Source organism: Delftia sp. GW456-R20 (assembly GCF_001622915.1).
Taxonomy (GTDB): Bacteria; Pseudomonadota; Gammaproteobacteria; order Burkholderiales; family Burkholderiaceae_C; genus Comamonas; species Comamonas acidovorans.
Genome location: NZ_LWCN01000004.1, coordinates 2,611,062 through 2,629,284 on the forward strand (window position 1 = coordinate 2,611,062; position 18,223 = coordinate 2,629,284).

The 18,223-nt window shown below is 68.6% G+C and carries 13 protein-coding genes; 7 read left to right on the top strand and 6 right to left on the bottom strand.

Features of this window, described 5'->3' with window-relative positions; translation table 11 throughout:
• The first annotated feature begins 209 nt into the window (after positions 1–209).
• Positions 210–2,066: an ABC transporter ATP-binding protein gene (locus tag A4F85_RS16975; RefSeq protein ID WP_063327233.1), complete on the top strand. Its 1,857-nt coding sequence runs from the start codon at positions 210–212 to the stop codon at positions 2,064–2,066.
• On the opposite strand, the gene A4F85_RS16980 is transcribed toward A4F85_RS16975, so the two are convergent.
• Entirely contained in the window at positions 2,063–2,809 is a 747-nt protein-coding gene (locus A4F85_RS16980) for a GntR family transcriptional regulator (RefSeq protein ID WP_063327234.1), read from the bottom strand. The genes A4F85_RS16975 and A4F85_RS16980 overlap by 4 nt on opposite strands.
• A 97-nt stretch (positions 2,810–2,906) precedes the next feature.
• Between A4F85_RS16980 and pcaB the strand changes: the two genes are divergently transcribed.
• From pcaB to A4F85_RS16995, 3 genes are read left to right on the top strand one after another with little or no spacing between them, the layout of a single operon-like run.
• Positions 2,907–4,289, top strand: coding sequence for a 3-carboxy-cis,cis-muconate cycloisomerase (gene pcaB, locus A4F85_RS16985; protein ID WP_034390459.1), 1,383 nt, complete (start codon positions 2,907–2,909; stop codon positions 4,287–4,289).
• Positions 4,290–4,333: 44 nt separating this feature from the next.
• Complete coding sequence (locus A4F85_RS16990) at positions 4,334–5,326, top strand: tripartite tricarboxylate transporter substrate-binding protein (protein WP_063327235.1); 993 nt, start codon at positions 4,334–4,336, stop codon at positions 5,324–5,326.
• A 4-nt stretch (positions 5,327–5,330) separates the two neighbouring features.
• Positions 5,331–6,764 (top strand): class II fumarate hydratase, encoded by a 1,434-nt coding sequence (locus tag A4F85_RS16995; protein WP_063327236.1) that lies wholly within the window; start codon positions 5,331–5,333, stop codon positions 6,762–6,764.
• 5 nt (positions 6,765–6,769) lie between these two features.
• Here A4F85_RS16995 and A4F85_RS17000 read toward each other — a convergent pair whose 3' ends face one another.
• Both A4F85_RS17000 and ggt read right to left on the bottom strand, forming a co-directional pair.
• The gene (locus A4F85_RS17000; protein WP_012203366.1) at positions 6,770–7,726 is read right to left on the bottom strand and encodes a tripartite tricarboxylate transporter substrate binding protein; all 957 of its coding nucleotides are present in this window, start codon (positions 7,724–7,726) and stop codon (positions 6,770–6,772) included.
• 383 nt (positions 7,727–8,109) lie between these two features.
• Positions 8,110–10,098, bottom strand: a complete 1,989-nt coding sequence (gene ggt, locus A4F85_RS17005; RefSeq protein WP_063327237.1) for a gamma-glutamyltransferase — start codon at positions 10,096–10,098, stop codon at positions 8,110–8,112.
• 325 nt (positions 10,099–10,423) lie between these two features.
• On the opposite strand from ggt, the gene A4F85_RS17010 reads away from it, so the two are divergent.
• Entirely contained in the window at positions 10,424–12,208 is a 1,785-nt protein-coding gene (locus tag A4F85_RS17010; protein WP_063327238.1) for an NAD(P)/FAD-dependent oxidoreductase, read from the top strand.
• The gene (locus A4F85_RS17015) at positions 12,205–12,774 is read left to right on the top strand and encodes a VUT family protein (protein ID WP_016454772.1); all 570 of its coding nucleotides are present in this window, start codon (positions 12,205–12,207) and stop codon (positions 12,772–12,774) included. The genes A4F85_RS17010 and A4F85_RS17015 overlap by 4 nt, the downstream gene beginning before the upstream one ends.
• A gap of 166 nt (positions 12,775–12,940) precedes the next feature.
• Here the strand turns inward: A4F85_RS17015 and A4F85_RS17020 are convergent, their stop codons facing one another.
• Positions 12,941–14,317 (bottom strand): amidohydrolase, encoded by a 1,377-nt coding sequence (locus tag A4F85_RS17020; RefSeq protein WP_063327239.1) that lies wholly within the window; start codon positions 14,315–14,317, stop codon positions 12,941–12,943.
• A gap of 96 nt (positions 14,318–14,413) precedes the next feature.
• On the opposite strand from A4F85_RS17020, the gene A4F85_RS17025 reads away from it, so the two are divergent.
• Positions 14,414–15,433, top strand: coding sequence for a GlxA family transcriptional regulator (locus A4F85_RS17025; RefSeq protein WP_063327240.1), 1,020 nt, complete (start codon positions 14,414–14,416; stop codon positions 15,431–15,433).
• 703 nt (positions 15,434–16,136) lie between these two features.
• On the opposite strand, the gene A4F85_RS17030 is transcribed toward A4F85_RS17025, so the two are convergent.
• Positions 16,137–17,132, bottom strand: a complete 996-nt coding sequence (locus A4F85_RS17030) for a tripartite tricarboxylate transporter substrate binding protein (protein WP_012203338.1) — start codon at positions 17,130–17,132, stop codon at positions 16,137–16,139.
• 154 nt (positions 17,133–17,286) lie between these two features.
• Positions 17,287–18,216: a 2-hydroxyacid dehydrogenase gene (locus tag A4F85_RS17035; protein ID WP_063327241.1), complete on the bottom strand. Its 930-nt coding sequence runs from the start codon at positions 18,214–18,216 to the stop codon at positions 17,287–17,289.
• Positions 18,217–18,223: the final 7 nt, after the last annotated feature.

Here is an 18,223-nt window from a genome sequence, read left to right on the forward strand (position 1 = left end):
CATTCGCGCACAACGAAGCGGCCCCGGACGCGGACAATCTTCCCCACGGCGCCGTGTTCCCCTGCACTGAAATCCGGGCGCGAACCCACGCGTAGGACAGTTGTGTGGAGATTTCTTACAAAACATGTTGCGGCCCAAGGTCATGCTGAACGCGCATCGGGCAAACCCGACTCTGGCCTACGATGGTCTGACCAAGGAGTAAAAAAATCTTGTTCGGTTTCTTTGAAAAACGCGTTCCGCCCTATCCCAGCGTCGAGCCCACGGTCCCTCCCAAGGGCTTTTTCGCCTTCATCTGGGCCTGCACGCAAGGCATGCGCGGCTGGATCGCGCTGCTGACCTGCACCTCGGCGCTGCTGGCCGTCTACGAGGCGGCGCTGTTCGCCCTCATGGGCCATGTGGTGGACTGGTTGTCCACGGTGTCGCCGGCCGGTTTCTGGGCAGAGCAGCGCGGCACGGTGTGGGGTATTGCCGCCGTCCTGCTGTCCAGCGTGCTGCTGCTGGCCTTTCACACGGCGGTGATGCACCAGGTGCTGGCCATCAACTTCCCGATGCGGCTGCGCTGGGTGTTCCACCGGCTGATGCTGGGCCAGAGCATGTCGTTCTATGCCGACGAGTTCGCGGGCCGCATCACCACCAAGATCATGCAGACCGCGCTGTCGGTGCGCGAAGTGGTGTTCATGGTGGTCGATGTGCTGGTGGGCGTGAGCGTCTACATGATCGGCATCCTGATCCTGGCGGCCAGCTTCGAGTGGCGGCTGATGATTCCGTTTGCGCTGTGGCTGGCCGCCTATATCGGTGCCTGCTGCTACTTCGTTCCGCGCCTGGGCAAGATCGGCAAGGAGCAGGCCGATGCACGCTCCATGATGACGGGCCGCGTGACCGATGCCTACACCAACATCGCCACCGTCAAGCTGTTCGCCCACACGCGCCGCGAGGCCGAGTACGCGCGCAACGCCATGGAGGCCTTCAAGTCCACGGGCTATGCGCAGATGCGGCTGGTCAGCCAGTTCGAGATCGTCAACCATCTGATGATCACGATGCTACTGGTGGGCTCGGCGGGCACGGCGCTGTACCTGTGGTCGGCCGGACAGGCCAGCGCAGGCGTGGTGGCGGCCATCATCGCCATGGCGCTGCGCCTGATGGGCTATTCGCACTGGGTGATGTGGCAGATGACGGGCCTGTTCGAGAACGTGGGCACCATCCAGGACGGCATCCTCACGCTGACCAAGCCGCGCACCATCGTGGACGCGCCCGACGCCAGGCCGCTGCAGGTCACGCACGGCGCCATCGCCTTCGAGGACCTGAGCTTTGCCTACAAGGACGGCGGCAAGCAGGTGATCGACCACCTGAACCTGCACATCCGCGCCGGCGAGCGCATCGGCCTGATCGGCCGCTCGGGCGCGGGCAAGTCCACGCTGGTGAACCTGCTGCTGCGCTTCCATGAAGCCCAGGGCGGGCGCATCACCATCGACGGCCAGGACATCCGCACCGTCACGCAGGACAGCCTGCGCGGCGCCGTGGGCATGGTCACGCAGGACACCTCGCTGCTGCACCGCTCCATGCGCGACAACATCCTCTACGGCCGCCCCGACGCGACCGAGCAGGAGATGCTGGCCGCCGCGCAGAAGGCCGAGGCCTCGGACTTCATCGCCACGCTGACCGACCTCAAGGGCCGTGGCGGCTACGACGCCCAGGTGGGCGAGCGCGGCGTCAAGCTGTCGGGCGGCCAGCGCCAGCGCGTGGCGATTGCGCGCGTCATGCTCAAGGACGCGCCCATCCTGCTGCTGGACGAGGCCACCAGCGCGCTGGACAGCGAGGTCGAGGCGGCCATCCAGCAAAGCCTGGACAGCCTCATGTACGGCAAGACCGTGATCGCCATCGCCCACCGCCTGTCGACCATCGCGGCCATGGACCGGCTCATCGTCATGGACCAGGGCCACATCGTCGAGCAGGGCACGCACCAGCAACTGCTGGAGCTGGGCGGCATCTACGCCAAGCTGTGGTCGCACCAGAGCGGCGGCTTCCTCGCAGAGCAGGGCTCGGAAGCTGCCAACGCCAACGGCTAGACGCTCGCCAGATCCCGGTCCAGCTGCGTATGCAAGGTGTAGCGGCTGGCCGGGTGCAAGGTCACGCTGAGGTCCATCAACTCTCCATCGGTATCCAGGTAGCGGCGCACGATCTTCAGCGCCGCTGACCCTGCCGGGGACTGCAATTCCTCCGACAGCGCCTCGGGAATGAGCGCCCCCACCACGGCCTGCCGCACCCGCGCGATGCGCAGGCCGTATTGCTGCTCCAGCAGGCTGCTGACCAGCAACTCGGGCGCGGCGCGCACGCGCTGGGCCAGTTCCTGCGTGTCAAAGCGCTGCGCATCCACATAGACCACGGTCCAGGCAATGGGCAGGTGCGGCGCGGCGCCGTCGCGGCGCAGGCTGCAGATGGTCAGCCAGCGGCTGCCAGCCGGGCAGTCCAGCTCGGCGGCCAGGTCCTGGTCCAGCACCACCTCCTCGATGCGCCGCACTTCGCGCACATGGGTGGCGCCGAACTGCACCAGGTCCTCCAGCGAGGTCAGCGCCTGGCGGTAGTGCGCATGGGGCTGCGCCGCCTCCACGCGCGTGCCCACCTTCTTGCGCCGCGATACCAGCCCCGACTGCTGCAGCTCGGCAATCGCCGCGCGCACGGTGTGGCGGCTCACGCCATAGCGGTCGCACAGCTCCAGCTCGGTGGGCAGCAGGGCGCCCACGGCGTATTCACCCGAGGCAATGCGCTCGGACAGGTCGCGCGCCACCTGGGCATAGCGTGTCTCAGCCATGGGCGCAGGCCCTAACCCCAGGCAAACCCGAATGTTCGTAATGTACGTACATAAATAAAAATATCGATATGTCCGAACTTAATCGCAATTGCGCACCATGACCCTTCCGTCCTTCACCTCCAGCACCGCCATCGATTCGCTGCTGTTCCGCGACGCCTTCGGCACCCCGGCCATGCGCGCCATCTTCGCCGACAGCGCGCTGGTGTCGCGCTACATCGAGGTCGAGGTCGCGCTGGCGCGCGCCCAGGGCCGCTGCGGCGTGATTCCGGCCGAGGCCGCACACGAGATCGCGCAGCGCTGCAGCCTCGAAGCGCTGGACTTCGAGCTGCTGCGCAAGGAAACCGACATTGTCGGCTACCCCATCCTGCCGCTGGTGCACCAGCTGGTGAAACAGTGCGGCGACGCAGGCCGCTACATCCACTGGGGCGCCACCACCCAGGACATCATGGACACGGCCACCGTGCTGCAGGTGCGCGATGCGCTGGACCTGGTCGATGCCGACATCGCCGCGCTGCGCACCATCCTGGCCGACCTGGCAGAACGCCACCGCGACACGCCCATGGCCGGCCGCACGCACCTGCAGCACGCCCTGCCCATCACCTTCGGCTACAAGGCAGCCATCTGGCTGGCCATGTTCGACCGCCATGCCCAGCGCCTGAAGGAACTGCGCCCGCGCGTGCTGGTGGGCCAGTTCGCGGGGGCGGCAGGCACGCTGGCCTCACTGAGCGGCCGGGGCCTGGAAGTGCAGCAATTGCTGATGGAAGAACTGGGCCTGGGCGTGCCCGCCACCACCTGGCATGTGGCGCGCGACGGCCTGGCCGAAGCGGTGAATTTCCTGGCCCTGGTCACCGGCTCGCTGGGCAAGATCGCCTACGACGTGATGCTGCTGTCCTCCACCGAGTTCGGCGAGGTGTTCGAGCCCTTCGTCACGGGGCGCGGCGCCAGCAGCACCATGCCGCAAAAGCGCAACGCCATCTCCAGCGAGCTGATGCTGGCCGCCTCCAAGGCCGTGCGCCAGCATGCGGGCCTGATGCTGGACGCCATGGTCCAGGACCTGGAGCGCGCCACCGGCCCCTGGCACGCCGAATGGGTGGCCCTGCCCGAGAGCTTCGTGCTCTCGGCTGGCGCCCTGCACCAGGCGCGCTTCATGCTGGGCGGCCTCATCGTCGATCCCGAACGCATGGCCCGCAACCTGGACATGACCGACGGCCTGATCGTGGCCGAGGCCGTGATGATGGGCCTGGCCCCGCACACGGGCCGCCAGCAGGCGCACGACATCGTCTATGCCGCCTGCCGCAGCGTCAACGCCGAGGGCGGCACGCTGGCCGATGCGCTGGCCCGCCTGCCCGAAGTCACGGCCCATTTCGACCGCGCGGCGCTGCAGCGCCTCACCGACCCGCGCAACTACCTGGGCGAGGCCCCGCAGATGGTGGACCGCGCCCTTGCGCTGTCGCGCGCCCATACAGCCAGCGGCCGCTGACACCCCGGCCCAGGACAGAACACAGCACTACAGGAGACAACACCATGCCTTTCCATCTTCCCCGCCTGCCACGCCTGGCCCTTGCCCTGGCCGCCGCCACCTTCGCCCTGGCCGCGCACGCCCAGGGCGGCTACCCCGCCAAGCCGCTGACCTGGATCGTGCCCTTCGCGGCCGGCGGCCCCACGGACGCCATGGCGCGCGACATCGCCCAGCGCACCAGCACGCAACTGGGCCAGCAGATCATCATCGAGAACGTTCCGGGCGCGGGCGGCACCATCGGCGCGGCCAAGGCGGCGCGCTCGGCGCCCGACGGCTACAGCTTCCTGGTCGGCCACATGGGCTACATGGGCGCGGCGCCGTCGCTGTACAAGAAGCTGGCCTATGACCCGGTCAAGGACTTCGAGGCGGTGTTCCGCTTCCCCGACACGCCGCTGGTGCTGCTGGTGGGCAAGAACTCCCCGTACAAGACGGCCGAGGAGCTGGTGGCCTTCGGCAAGCAGAACCCGGGCCGGCTGAACTTCGGCAACGCGGGCGTGGGATCGACCTCGCACCTGGTGGCGGCGCTGTTCGCCAGCCGCGCGCAGATGGAGATCACCCAGGTGGCCTACAAGGGCGCGGCGCCGGCCATGACCGATGTGATCTCGGGCCAGGTCGATGCCATGTTCGACCAGACCAACACCGCCCTGCCCCAGCTGGCGGGCGAGCGCATCCGCGCCATCGCCCTCACCTCGGACAAGCCCATGCCCCAGTTCCCGGGCGCGGCAGCGCTGGGCCAGAAGCTGCTGCCGGGCTTCGAGACCGCCACCTGGTACGGCATCTACGCGCCCAAGGGCACGCCGCGCGACGTGGTGCAAAAGGTCTACCAGGCCTATACCAAGGCCCTGGCCGACAAGTCCTGGACCGACAGGATGGCCGCCCAGGGCATACGCCTGCTGCCCGCAGATCAATACGCCCCCGAAGCCCTGGCACGCCACACGGCAGCCGAGGTGGAGCGCTGGCGCAAGGTGGCGGCCGACGCGAAGATCTCGCTGGACTGAGCCCATGGACCAGACACGCACCCAGGCCCAGGCACAGACCCAAGCTCATACCCGCATCGAGCACGATGCCTTCGGCCCCGTCCACATCCCTGCCGGCCGCCTCTGGGGCGCGCAGACCCAGCGCGCGCTGGAGCTGTTCACCATTGGCGAGGAGCGTTTTCCGCAGGGCCTGTACCGCGCCTTCGGGCTGCAGAAGCTGGCGGCAGCGCGTGCCAACCGGCGCCTGGGCGTGCTGGACGACGAGCGCGGCGCGGCCATCGAGGCCGCGGCGACCGAACTGCGCGACGGCCTGCTGGACGCGCATTTCCCGCTGACCATCTGGCAGACGGGCTCGGGCACGCAGACCAACATGAATGCCAACGAGGTCATCGCCAACCGCGCCAACCAGATGCTGGGCCAGCCCCCGGGCACGCGCAGCCCGGTCCATCCCAACGACCATGCCAATGCCTCGCAGTCGTCCAACGACAGTTTTCCCACGGTGATGCACCTGGCCACGGCGCTGGAGCTGCGCGACCACCTGCTGCCCGCCCTGGAACAGCTGCAGCAGCGCCTGCAGGAACGCGCCCAGGCCTTTGCCGGCGTGCTCAAGGTGGCGCGCACGCACCTGATGGACGCCGTGCCCATGACGCTGGGCCAGAGCTTCGAGACCTTCGCCCACCAGGTGGGCCATGGCATCCACCGGCTGCAGGCCACCCAGCCCCGGCTGTGGAGCCTGGCCCAGGGCGGCACGGCGGCCGGCACGGGGCTCAACGCGCCGGCCGGATTCGACCGGGTCTTCTGCGAGGAGATACAGGCGCTCACGGGCCTGGCGGTCACGCCCAACCCCTGCAAGTTCGAAGGCATGGCCGCGCACGATGCGCTCATCGAGGTCTCGGGCGCGCTCAACGTGGTGGCCGGTTCGCTGGCCAAGATGGCCAATGACATCCGCCTGCTGGGCTCAGGCCCGCGCTGCGGCCTGGGGGAGCTGGTGTTTCCCGACGATGGGCTGAGCTCCTCCATCATGCCGGGCAAGCGCAACCCGACCGTGGCCGAGGTCGTGGTCCAGGCCGCCTACCAGGCCATGGGCCACCACCTCACCGTCACGCTGGCGGGCTCGGCCGGGCACTTCGAGCTCAACGTGGCCAAGCCCGTGCTGATCCACCACCTGCTGCGCGCCATGCGCGCGCTGGGCGACGCCAGCCGCGTGTTTGCCGAGAAGCTGGTGGCCGGCCTGCAGGCACACACCGAGCGGCTGGAGCAGCAGGTCAGCCACTCGCTGCTTCAGGCCACCGCGCTCAACCCGGTGCTGGGCTATGACGCCGTGGCACGCATCACGCGCGAGGCCATGGCGCGCGGCATTGCGCCGCGCGAGGCGGCCGTGGCGCTGGGGCTGATCACGGCGGCCGAGTACGACCGGCTGGTGGACCTGCGGGCCATGGCCGGGCTGCCGCCCGCGTAGCGGCCTCAATCCTCCAGGCCTATGTTCTGCACGATCTTCTTCTCGTCCTCGAACGCCTTCCTGGCGAACGCCGTGTACTCCTGGCTGCCGCGGAACTGCGTGCGCACGCCGTAGTTGCCGACGACCTGGCGGAAGGCCGGGTCGTCCATGGCGGCCTTGATGGCGGCTTCGAGCTTGCGCACGATCTCGGGCGGCAGGCCGCGCGGCCCGGCAATGCCCAGGGGCGAGGGCACATCGAAGGCATAACCGGCTTCGCGGAACGTGGGCACGTTGGCAAAGGCCTCGGGCCGCACCTCGGAGGCCGAGGCCAGGGCGCGCAGCTTGCCCGAGCTCAGGTACGGCAGCACCGTGTTGGCGTACACGCCGGACTTGATGTGGCCGGCCATCAGCGAGTTCAGCGCCTCGGCATCGCCCTTGAAGGGCGCATGCGTGAAGCGTGCGCCCGTGGCCTGCTCCAGCAGCGCCATCACCACGTGGTTGGCCGTGAACTTGCCCGGTGTGCCGTAATCCACGGCGCCCGGATTCTTCTTGGCGAACTCGACCAGATCCTGCACCGTCTTGAACGGCGAGTCCTGGGGCACGGCCAGCACGAAGTCATAGGTCATGTAGGTGGCGATGTAGCTGAGATCGCGCACCGGGTCATACTGCACCTTCTGGATGTGGGGCTGGCGGAAGATGCTCACGGGCGCCAGCGTCAGGCGGTAGCCATCGGGCTTGGCCGTGCGCATCTCCATCACGCCCATGGACGCGCCTGCGCCGGGCTTGTTCTCGATCACCACGGTCTGCCCCAGCTGCTTGCCCATGCCCTGGGCCAGCGCACGCGCCACCACGTCGGTCACGCCGCCCGCGCCGTAGGGCACGACCAGGCTGATGGGGCGGCTGGGATAGCTGTCCTGCGCCCATGCTGCGCCCGTCATCAGGACCGATGCGCACATCCATGCGCCAAACACTCGTCTTTGCATTTCCATCTTCCTCAGAGGCTCACGACCATCGAACTTGCTGCTGTTCAATTTAGATGGATGCATGCCAACCATGGATTCGGGCAAGCCCGTAGCGTTGGGGCTTGTGGGGAAAACGCGCAGCGTGGGTGCGGGACTGATGGCTCTATAGCAGGGGGTGGCGTGGTTGCTTGGTTTGCGGGGGGTGGTGGGGTGTTTTTTTGCGCATTGTGGGGGGTGGGGCATGTCTTTGAGGCGACAGTCATGGGGCGTGTGCCCTCAGAGTGGCTGCCATTCCGGGATGCTTTTTTGTCCCTGCCGGGGGGCAGGCTATGGACCCCATAAAAGAAAAGCGCCGCCAGCATCCCTGCCAGCAGCGCCTTCCTCAGCCAATCATCAGACCGAAATCAGCGAACGGTATCGCCCAGAACAAGCCCTTCACGGCGCGGATCAGCCCCACCTTCCAGCTGCGCCTGCCCATTGCGCTGCACCCGCAAGATGGTGCCAATACCGCTGGACTGCGCACTGATGGACACCACATGGCCCAGGGCACGCAGGCCGCTGACCAGCGGATCGTCGTTGCCGCCATTGGCCGTGTTGATATTGGGGTGCTCACCACCCACGTTGGTGGTCGGGCTGTTGGCCGCGCCGAAGTCCGCCATCGATGTGGCCTGCTGAGCATCCAGACCCCAGTCCAGCGCACCGACCAGGGTCTTGGTCACGTACTGGATGATGGTGCTGCCGCCTGGCGAGCCCGTGGCCATCTTGAAGTCGCCGGCGGTGCCGTCGGTCTTCAGGTCGAACACCAGCGTGGGCGCCATGGAGCTGCGCGGGCGCTTGCCCGGCTGCACGCGGTTGGCGACCGGGCCTTCGGTGGTGCTGGGGATGGCAGCGAAGTCGGTCAGCTGGTTGTTGAGCACGAAGCCGCGCGTGACGTGGAAGGAGCCCATGCTGGACTCCACCGTGGTCGTCATGCTCAGTGCGTTGCCCTTGGCATCGACGATGCTCATGTGCGTGGTGCCGGCCTCCTTGACATCGACCACGCCCTGCGAAGGCGTGCCGAAGTTGCCTGCCTGGGCCGTGCCCATGCTCTTGGTGGTGGAGATGAGGGCGGCGCGCTGGCGCAGGTAGCTCTTGTCCAGCATCAGCGCCGGCGAGCCGCCGGGCAGGGGCACGAAGTCGGTGTCGGCCACGTACTTGTCACGGTCGGCATAGGCCAGGCGCAGGGCTTCGCTGACCAGGTGCACGCCCATCACCGAAGGCTTGCCGCCCTCGCCATCGATGGCCGTGGGCGCATAGGCCTTGAGGTCGAAGTTTTCCAGAATGCCCATGGCCTGTGCCACGGCGATGCCGCCCGACGACGGCGGCGGCATGCTGCAGACCATGTAGCGCGCGCGGTAGGTGGTGCAGACGGCCTCTCGGCGCTTGGCCTCGTAGCTGGCCAGATCCTGCAGCGTGGTCTTGCCGGGGGTGATGGGTGCGCCGTCCGAGACGGTCTGCGTCACGCCCACCTTGCTGACGATGGCCTGGGCCAGGTCGCCACGGTAGAAGGCATCGGCGCCGCCATTGGCGATGCTGCGCAGCGTGTCGGCATAGGGCTGGTTGACGAACTTGGCGCCCAGCGCCAGCGGCTTGCCCTGGGCATCGAAGTAGAGCTTGGCGGCATCGGCATCGCGCGCCAGTTCCACCTTGGAGCCGTCCAGCGCCGCAGCCATGCGGCCGCTGATGGGAAAGCCCTTGCTGGCCAGGTCGATGCCCGAATTGAACAGCTGGGGCCACGCGGTCTTGCCGTAGTCCTTGTGCGCGAGTTCCAGCATGCGCACCACGCCCGGCGTGCCGATGGAGCGGCCGCTGGCGCGCGCCGAGGGCTTGGGCGCGGTCTGGTCGGCGGTGTCGTCCACGTAGCGCAGGTAGTTTTCGGTGGCGGCGGCCGGCGCGGTCTCGCGGCCGTCATAGGCCACGACCTTGCCCGTGGCTGCATCGCGGTAGAGCATGAAGGCGCCACCGCCGATTCCGCTGGACTGCGGCTCCACCAGGCCCAGCACCATCTGCACGGCCACGGCCGCATCCACGGCCGAGCCGCCGGACTTGAGCACCTCGCAACCGGCCTTGGACGCCAGCGGGTTGGCCGTGACCACCATGTACTTGGAGGTGTGCAGGGCCTTCTTGCCGAGGCGGTAGCCCGACGAGGGTTCGGGTGCGGCCGGATCACCGGGCAGGCCCGAGCCCACGACCACGCTGCCATCGCCCGAGGTGATGGCACAGGCGGCCAGGTCGTCCTGGCCCGATCCGCCATTGCCACCGCCTCCGCACGATGCGAGGAACAGCGGCGTGGCGGCCGCAAGGCCGATCCACTGCCATGCAGGCAGGCGTTGCCTGGAAGGGGGTTGCTTCATGAAATGTCTCCTTGTGGTGCGTGGAATGCGTTGATCTTGTTCACCTGGGGCAGCACCCGCCCGCAGGCTTGCCGCGAGCTTACATCCGTTCCACCACCACTTCGCGCAGATGCAGCCACCCCATCAGAGCGGGACTGAAGGACCCCGCTCGCGGATGGCCGGCCCTGCATGCAAGGTCCGTGCCCGGATCGGGACGACACCAGGACCAGGAATATCTGGCGGAAAATCCGAACCCGAGCACACCCCAAGGCTGTGCGGCCCGCAGCCTGTGCGGTCGCCCACTTTGGCTTACCATCGCCGGCCCTCTGCTTGATAGGTACAAGCCATGATCCGCGTCTCTGAACTGAAACTGCCCCTGTCGGCGGTGCAATACCACCCCGACAGCCACACCGAATATCTGCCCCTGGAGCCGCTGCGCACCCTGGCTGCGCGCCAGCTGGGCATTGCCGAGGAGGCCATTGCCTCCGTGCACGTGCACAAGCGCAGCTTCGATGCGCGCAAGGCCGAGCTGCTGGCGGTCTACATCGTGGACCTGACGCTGGCCGACGAGAGCCAGGAAGCCGCACTGCTGGAGCAGTTCGCCAGCCATGCCCATGTGAACCCCACGCCCGACATGCGCTGGCATGCCGTGGGCCAGGCGCCTGCCGACCTGCAGCGCCGGCCCGTGGTGGTGGGCTTCGGGCCCTGCGGCATCTTTGCGGCCCTGGTGCTGGCACAGATGGGCTTCAGGCCCATCGTGATCGAGCGCGGCCGCTCGGTGCGCGAGCGCACCCAGGACACCTGGGGCCTGTGGCGCAAGCGCGAGCTGGTGCCCGAGTCCAATGTGCAGTTCGGCGAAGGCGGCGCAGGCACCTTCTCCGACGGCAAGCTCTACAGCCAGATCAAGGACCCGCGCCACCTGGGCCGCAAGGTGATGCAGGAGTTCGTCACCCACGGCGCACCGCCCGAGATCCTCTATGCCGCGCACCCGCACATCGGCACCTTCAAGCTGGTGAAGGTGGTCGAGGGCATCCGCGAGGAAATCATCCGCCTGGGCGGCGAGATCCGCTTCGGCCAGCGCGTGTGTGACATGCGCATCGAGGGCGAGGGCGAGGACCGCCATCTCACCGCCCTGGAAGTGCTGGACCAGGACAGCGGCGAGCGCCAGTGGCTGGAGACCGACCATGCCGTGATGGCCCTGGGCCACAGCTCGCGCGACACCTTCGCCATGTTCTACGAACGCGGCGTGCACATGGAGGCCAAGCCGTTCTCGGTGGGCTTTCGCATCGAGCATCCGCAGGGCCTGATCGACCGGGCGCGCTGGGGCAGGCATGCCGGCCACCCGCTGCTGGGCGCGGCCGACTACAAGCTGGTGCACCACGCCAGCAACGGGCGTGCGGTCTACAGCTTTTGCATGTGCCCGGGCGGCACCGTGGTGGCGGCCACCAGCGAGCCCGAGCGCGTGGTCACCAACGGCATGAGCCAGTACTCGCGCGCCGAGCGCAATGCCAACGCCGGCATGGTCTGCGCCATCGACCCCTCCGACTATCCGCGCGATGCCAAGAGCTTTGCCTGGGCCTTCGACGGCAAGACCCATGGCGTGGAAGACCTCAAGGACGGCGAGCTGCACCCGCTGTCGGGCATCGTGCTGCAGCGCCAGCTGGAGACCAAGGCCTACCTGCTGGGCGGGCGCAACTACAACGCGCCGGGCCAGCTGGTGGGCGACTTCATCGCGGGCAAGGAATCGGCCGCGCTGGGCGAGGTCGAGCCCTCCTACCAGCCCGGCATCACGCTGACCAACCTGCACCACGTGCTGCCGGCCTACGCCATCGAGGCCATGCGCGAGGCGCTGCCCGCCTTCGGCAAGAAGATCCGCGGCTACGACATGCACGACGCCGTGCTCACCGGCGTGGAAACGCGCACCTCCTCGCCCGTGAAGATCGAGCGCGGCGCGGACTTCCACAGCCTGAACACGCGCGGCCTGTACCCGGCCGGCGAAGGCGCCAGCTACGCGGGCGGCATCCTGTCGGCCGGCGTGGATGGCGTCAAGGTGGGCGAGGCCGTGGCCTGCGCCATCCTCGGGCTGCCCCTGCCCTCGTCGGGCGCACGCGGCTCCGGTGGCGCAGCATGACACCGCGCCCGCCCCGTTTCGCCGCCCCCTCGCGCACCCAGCTGCTGGCCGCCATCGCGGCCATGGGCGTGGTGGTGCTGTCGTCCAACATCCTGGTGCAGTACGCCATCAACGACTGGCTGACCTGGGGTGCCATCACCTATCCGTTCGCCTTCCTGGTGAGCGAGCTGGTCAACCGCAGCTTCGGCCCGCAGCAGGCCCGGCGCGTGGCCTGGGTGGGCTTTGCCGTGGCCGTTGCCGCCTCGCTGGTGCTGGCGCCGCCGCGCATCGCGCTGGCCTCGGGCGCGGCCTTCATTGCCTCGCAGTGGCTGGACATCGGCGTGTTCCACCGCCTGCGTGCAGGCCGCTGGTGGCGTGCCCCCCTGGTGGCCACGCTGCTGGCCGCCTGCCTGGACACTTTCCTGTTCTGGAGCATCGCTTTCGCAGGCGCGGCCGAGCCCTGGGTGACCTGGGCCCTGGGCGACCTGGGCGTCAAGCTGGTGCTGGGCGTGGCGCTGCTGCTGCCCTTCCGGCTCGCCATCGCCCGGTGGTGGAAAGGCCCATCGGCAATCGCTAGCGCCAAATAAAGCCGACGCGGCTCGCACGGACTCGATCTCAAGCCAGGGGCACCGAGCAAGGGCCTACGCCGGCCGCGCCGCCCCGCAGCGAGGGTGCCGTCCCCCTCCCGCGTAGCGAGAGAGGGAGTGCCGTGCAACGGGAAGCGGCGTCCGCCGCTCAGGGGGAGTCCAACAACTATGGGTTGCGCTGCAGGTAGTCCACGGCCAGCGCGGCCAGTGAGCGCGCGCCCGTGGGCAGTTGCTTCTCGTCGATGTCGAACAGCGGCGAGTGGTTGGACGGCGCCTTGGCAAAGTCCTGGCCGGCCGGCGGCGCCCCCAGGAAGTAGAAGAAGCCCGGGACCACCTTCTGGAATTCCGAGAAATCCTCGGAGCCGCTGACCTTGGGAATCACCATGGCCTTGCCGCCCATGGCCAGCTTGAGCGCGGGCAGCGAGGCCTCGGTCAGTGCGACCGGGTTGGTGGTCACCGGATAGGCCACCGGGCCGAAGCGCACCTTGGCCTTGGCGCCGCTGGAGGCCGCGATCTGCTCGGCCGTGGCGGTGATGCGCTTGTGCGCCTCCTGGCGCATGTCCTCGTCGAAGGTGCGCAGCGTGCCCTGCATCTCCACGTTGTCCGGGATGATGTTGTAGCGCGTGCCGCCCTGGATGGAGCCGATCGTCAGCACGGCCGGCTCCAGGCTGATGTTGAGCTGGCGGCTGACCACGGTCTGCAGGCCCAGCACCACCTGGCTGGCCGCGACGATGGGATCGACCGCATTCCACGGCGACGAGCCATGGCCGCCCCGGCCCTCGACCTGGATGCTGAGGCTGTCCGAGCCCGCCATCAGCGGCCCGCTGCGATAGCCCACCATGCCCGAGGGCAGGTTGGCCGTGATGTGCAGGCCGTAGATGGCCTGCACGTCCTTGAGCACGCCGGCCTCCACCATGGCTTTGGCACCAAAGCTGGGCACATGGCCGTGGGCATCGGCCTCCACCGGGGCGCCTTCCTCGGCGGGCTGGAAAATGAACTTCACCGTGCCGGGCAGCTTCGCGCGCATGCCGGCCAGCGCCTCGGCCGCGCCCATGAGCATGGCCACGTGGGCATCGTGCCCGCAGGCATGCATGACCGAAACCTCCTTGCCCATGTACTGGGCCTTGGCCTTGGAGGCAAAGGGCAGGCCGGTCTTCTCGGCCACGGGCAGCGCATCCATGTCGGCACGCAGCGCCACGGTCTTGCCGGGCTGGCCGCCACGCAGCACGCCCACCACGCCCGTACCGCCCACGCCGGTCTGCACCTCCATGCCCAGGCGGCGCAGGTGATCGGCCACCAGTTTGGCCGTGCGTTCTTCCTGGCCCGACAGTTCAGGGTGCTGGTGGATGTCTCGGCGCCACTCCACCATCTTGGGCGCCAGCGGCTGGATGGCGGTATCCAGGGCCGCCAGGCCCTGTGCATCGAGCCCCTGGGCGCTGGCCGCCAGTGGCAGGCCGCAGGCCAGCAGCCCGGCCAGGGCGATGGAGCGCAGGCCTGTGCGCGGGAAGGAGGAAGGCTTTGTCTCGGCGCTGGTGTGGAGCATCTTCGTGGTCCTGGAAAGTGGCACAAGCAGCCATGCTAAAAGTGAAGCACGTATGACGGGCACGTCAAAATCGCCATTCGAGGAGCCAGAACCGCCATGCCCCGAGCCTTCATCATCGAGCTGCCCTGCCTGGAGCACAGCGCCATCGGCCATGCCGCGCACCTGGTGGAGATGCTGCGCAGCGCCAACCTGGTCGCCAGCCTGCGCCTGGGCCGGCGCGCACCACGCTTTGGCTGGCGCTGGGTCGACGGCCAGGGCCGGCCCCTGCCCGCCATGCCGCATGCGGCCGAAGGCGCAACAGCCGAAGGGCCGGTGCAGGCCGTCTTCGTGAGCGCGCTGCATTGCCCCGACATCCCCTCCATCCGCGACATCGTCGCCGCACACCCTGCCCTCACCCGGCGCATCACCACGGCCTTCGACCAGGGCCTGGCCGTCTGCACGCTGGGCAGCGCCGCCTGGTTTGCGGCAGCGGGCGGCCGCTGCCAGGGCCGGCTTGTGGCCCTGCCCTGGTATTTCATGGGCGGCTTCGGCCTGGACTTCCCGGGCATCGAACTGGCCGAGGGCCAGCCCTTCGTGGACGACAGGCCCTGGCTCAGCGCCTCCCATCCCGAGGCCTTGGCGCCCATGGCCGTCGCACTCACCCGCCATGCCTTCGGCGACGACCTGGCCGCAGCGCTGGCCGCCGTGCTGCAGCCCGATGCCCAGCGCGAACGCGCCACCCGCGCCGCCCTGCAGGACCGCCGCATTCCCGCCACGCGCAACAGCGTGCTGGCCCATGCCATCGCCTGGCTGGAGGCGCGCGTGGAGCAGCCCTATGACCTGCAGGCCCTCGCGGACGCGGCATCCACCAGCCCGCGCACCCTGCTGCGCCACTTCCAGCAGGAACTGGGCCACAGCCCGCTGGACCACCTGCACCGCCTGCGCTGCGCGCGGGCCCGGGTGCTGCTGGAGATCACGCTGGAGAGCGTACCGTCCGTGGCGCTGGCCTGCGGGTATGGGGATGCCTCGGCGTTTCGGCGGGTGTTCTTGCGGTATGTGGGAATGGCGCCTGCGGCCTATCGGGAAAGGCATGCGTTGAGGGCGCCCAGGAGGCGGTGGAGGGTGGGGGCTGCTTGATTGTTTTTGCCCCTGCCGGGGGGTTGTTTTTCGAGGCCGGGTCTCGGCCCGGCGGCCGACTGCCCTTTCTTGATTCGCCAAGAAAGGTCAGATCAAAGAAGGCGACCCGGATGTCCGCGACCCCTTCGCTTCGCTGCGGGGCAACCTGCGTCGTGGCGGTTGCGGGGTTCGCTGCGGAACTCGCTTTGCGCTTCGCGCGCCGCTCAGACAACCGCAGCGAGTCAGATCACGAAGCAGTCCTGTCCTTCGGCAGGACTGCAACCCCGCAACCACCACGCCGCAGGCGCTGACATCCGGGGAGTTGGTACGGGCCTTCGCTTCGCTCGGCCCCTGGTTTGAAGCCGAGCGGAGCGATGGCGCCGGCTGTTGGCTGTTCCCCAGCCTCCCCCCTTCTGCCCACGCCTGCGTTGGGCGGGATGCGGGGTGGCAAGCCTGCCGAAGGACAGGCTTGCTTCGTTGTCTAGCTCGCCGTGATGTTTGAGTGAAGCGCGCAGCGCGCAACGAGTTTCACGGCGCACCCCGCATCCCGCCCAACGCAGGTCGCCCGCAGCGAAGCGAAGGGTCGTGGGCAGTTCGGGGCGCGCTTCTTTGCCCCGCTTTCTTGTCGCGCGACAAGAAAGCGGGTCGGCTGCCGGGCCGAAACCCGGCCTCGAAAAACAACCACCCGGCAGGGTCAAAAAACAGACCCGAGAACAAGAAAGACTCAGTCCACCGTCACCTTCGCCTCCCGAATCACCCTCCCCCACTTCTCCGTCTCGGCAGCAATGAACCGATCGCACTCCTCAGGCGTGGACCCCTCCGCAAACGTCCCCATCACCTGCTCCAGCCGCTGCGACACCTCGGCACTGCGGATGATGCGCGACACCTCGGCGGACATGCGCTGCACGATCTCGCGCGGCACGCCGGCCGGCGCGATCATGGCCGCCCAGGTGCTGCCCAGCAGGCCGTCGTAGCCCTGCTCCACGAAGGTGGGCACGTCGGGCAGCGCGGCCAGGCGCTTGTCGCTGGCCACGCCGATGAGGCGGATGCGGCCGGCCTTGGCGGGCTGGATGAGGTTGGGCGGCGGGTCCAGGAACAGCGGGATCTGGCCGCCCATGAGGTCGGCCAGCGCAGGCGCGGCGCCCTTGTAGGGCACGTGGACCATGTCCGTCCTGGTGAGCAGCTTCATCAGCTCGGTGGTCAGGTGGGCGCTGGAGCCGCTGCCCGAGGAGCCGAAGCCCACCTTGCCGGGATTGGCCTTGGCATAGGCGATCAGCTCGGGCGTGGTCTTGAAGGGCGCGTTCATGGCCACGGCAGCGACCAGGGGCGAGACGCCCATGAGCGAGACGCCGACCAGGTCCTTCTTCGGGTTGTAGGGCAGCTTGGGATAGAGCGTGGTGTTGGCCGCATAGGCCGCGATGACCACGCCGAAGGTGTGCCCGTCCGGCGCGGCCTTGGCGATCTGGTCCACTCCGATGATGCTGTTGGCGCCGGGCTTGTTCTCCACGATGACGGGCTGGCCCAGGGCCTTCTGCAGGCCGACCTGCAGCAGGCGCGCCATCTGGTCGGTGAAGCCGCCTGCCGTGTACGGAACGATGATGCGGATGGGCTTGGAGGGCCAGGGGCTCTGGGCCCAGGCCGAGGGGGCCAGCACGGTGGTGGCTGCTGCAGCGGCGGCAGCGGTCGATTGCAAAAAGCCGCGGCGGGAAGTCGAAGGCATGGTGTCTCTAGATTCTTCTCAGTTGAAAAATGGCCCCCACGCTACCCTTGCTGCGCAAGGTCCGCTGCCCCCAAGGGGGCCGCTTTTCATCTTGGGCCGGCCCGGCGATGAAAAAACGCCACGCAACAGCGCAGCGTCGGATGGAAAACAAGGCTCAATACCCCCGCGCCACATCCACAAGGTTGAGCAGCGGCTCGCCCGCGCGCAGGCGGCGCAGATTCTCCAGGCACTGGCGGGCCACGGTGTCGGCCGAGGCCTGGGCCGCGATGTGCGGCGTGACAAAGGCCTTGGGATGGCCCCAGACCTTGTTGCCGGGCTGGGGCGGCTCGTCGCGCAGCACGTCCAGCGCGGCGCCTGCCAGGTGGTCTTCGTCGAGCAGGGCCAGCAGGTCGTCTTCCACCACCTGTTCGCCGCGCCCCACGTTGATGAAGTAGGCGCCACGCGGCAGCAGGGACAGGGTTCGGCGGTCCAGCAGGTCGCGCGTCTCGGGCGTGAGCGGCAAGGCGCAGACCAGGATATCGCTGGTGGACAGCAGCTGCTTCAGACCTTCGGCACCGCTGTGCGTGGCCAGGCCTGCAATGCTCTTGGCGCTGCGGCTCCAGCCTGCGACGGGGTAGCCGACGGCCTGCATGGCGCCGGCCACGAAGCGGCCGACCTCGCCCAGGCCCAGGATGCCCACGCGGCAGTCTGCGCTGGCGCGCACGGGGCGGCGCAGCCAGTCGCCGGCCTGCTGCTGGCGCGCGAACAGGTCCAGCTCCCGCGTGTGGCGCAGCGCGTTGCCGACCACGTACTGGGCGATCTCCACATGCTGCTGCGGATCGACGGTGCGCGCCACGGGCAGGCCGGCCGGCAGGTCGGGCACGGCCAGCAGCTTGTCCACGCCCGCGCTGGGTGCGCACAGCAGCTTCAGGCCCGGATAGGCCGGCAGCACGCCCGGCTTGAGGCTCCAGGCGAGCATGGCCTCGACCGCGTCGGCCGGCGCCTCCTCGCGGTGGCCCCAGACCTGCACGCCGGGCGCCAGCGCGCGCAGCGAGTCGACGATGGGCGCGCCCATGCTCGGGTGGATATTGACCAGAATTCCCATGGTTTCC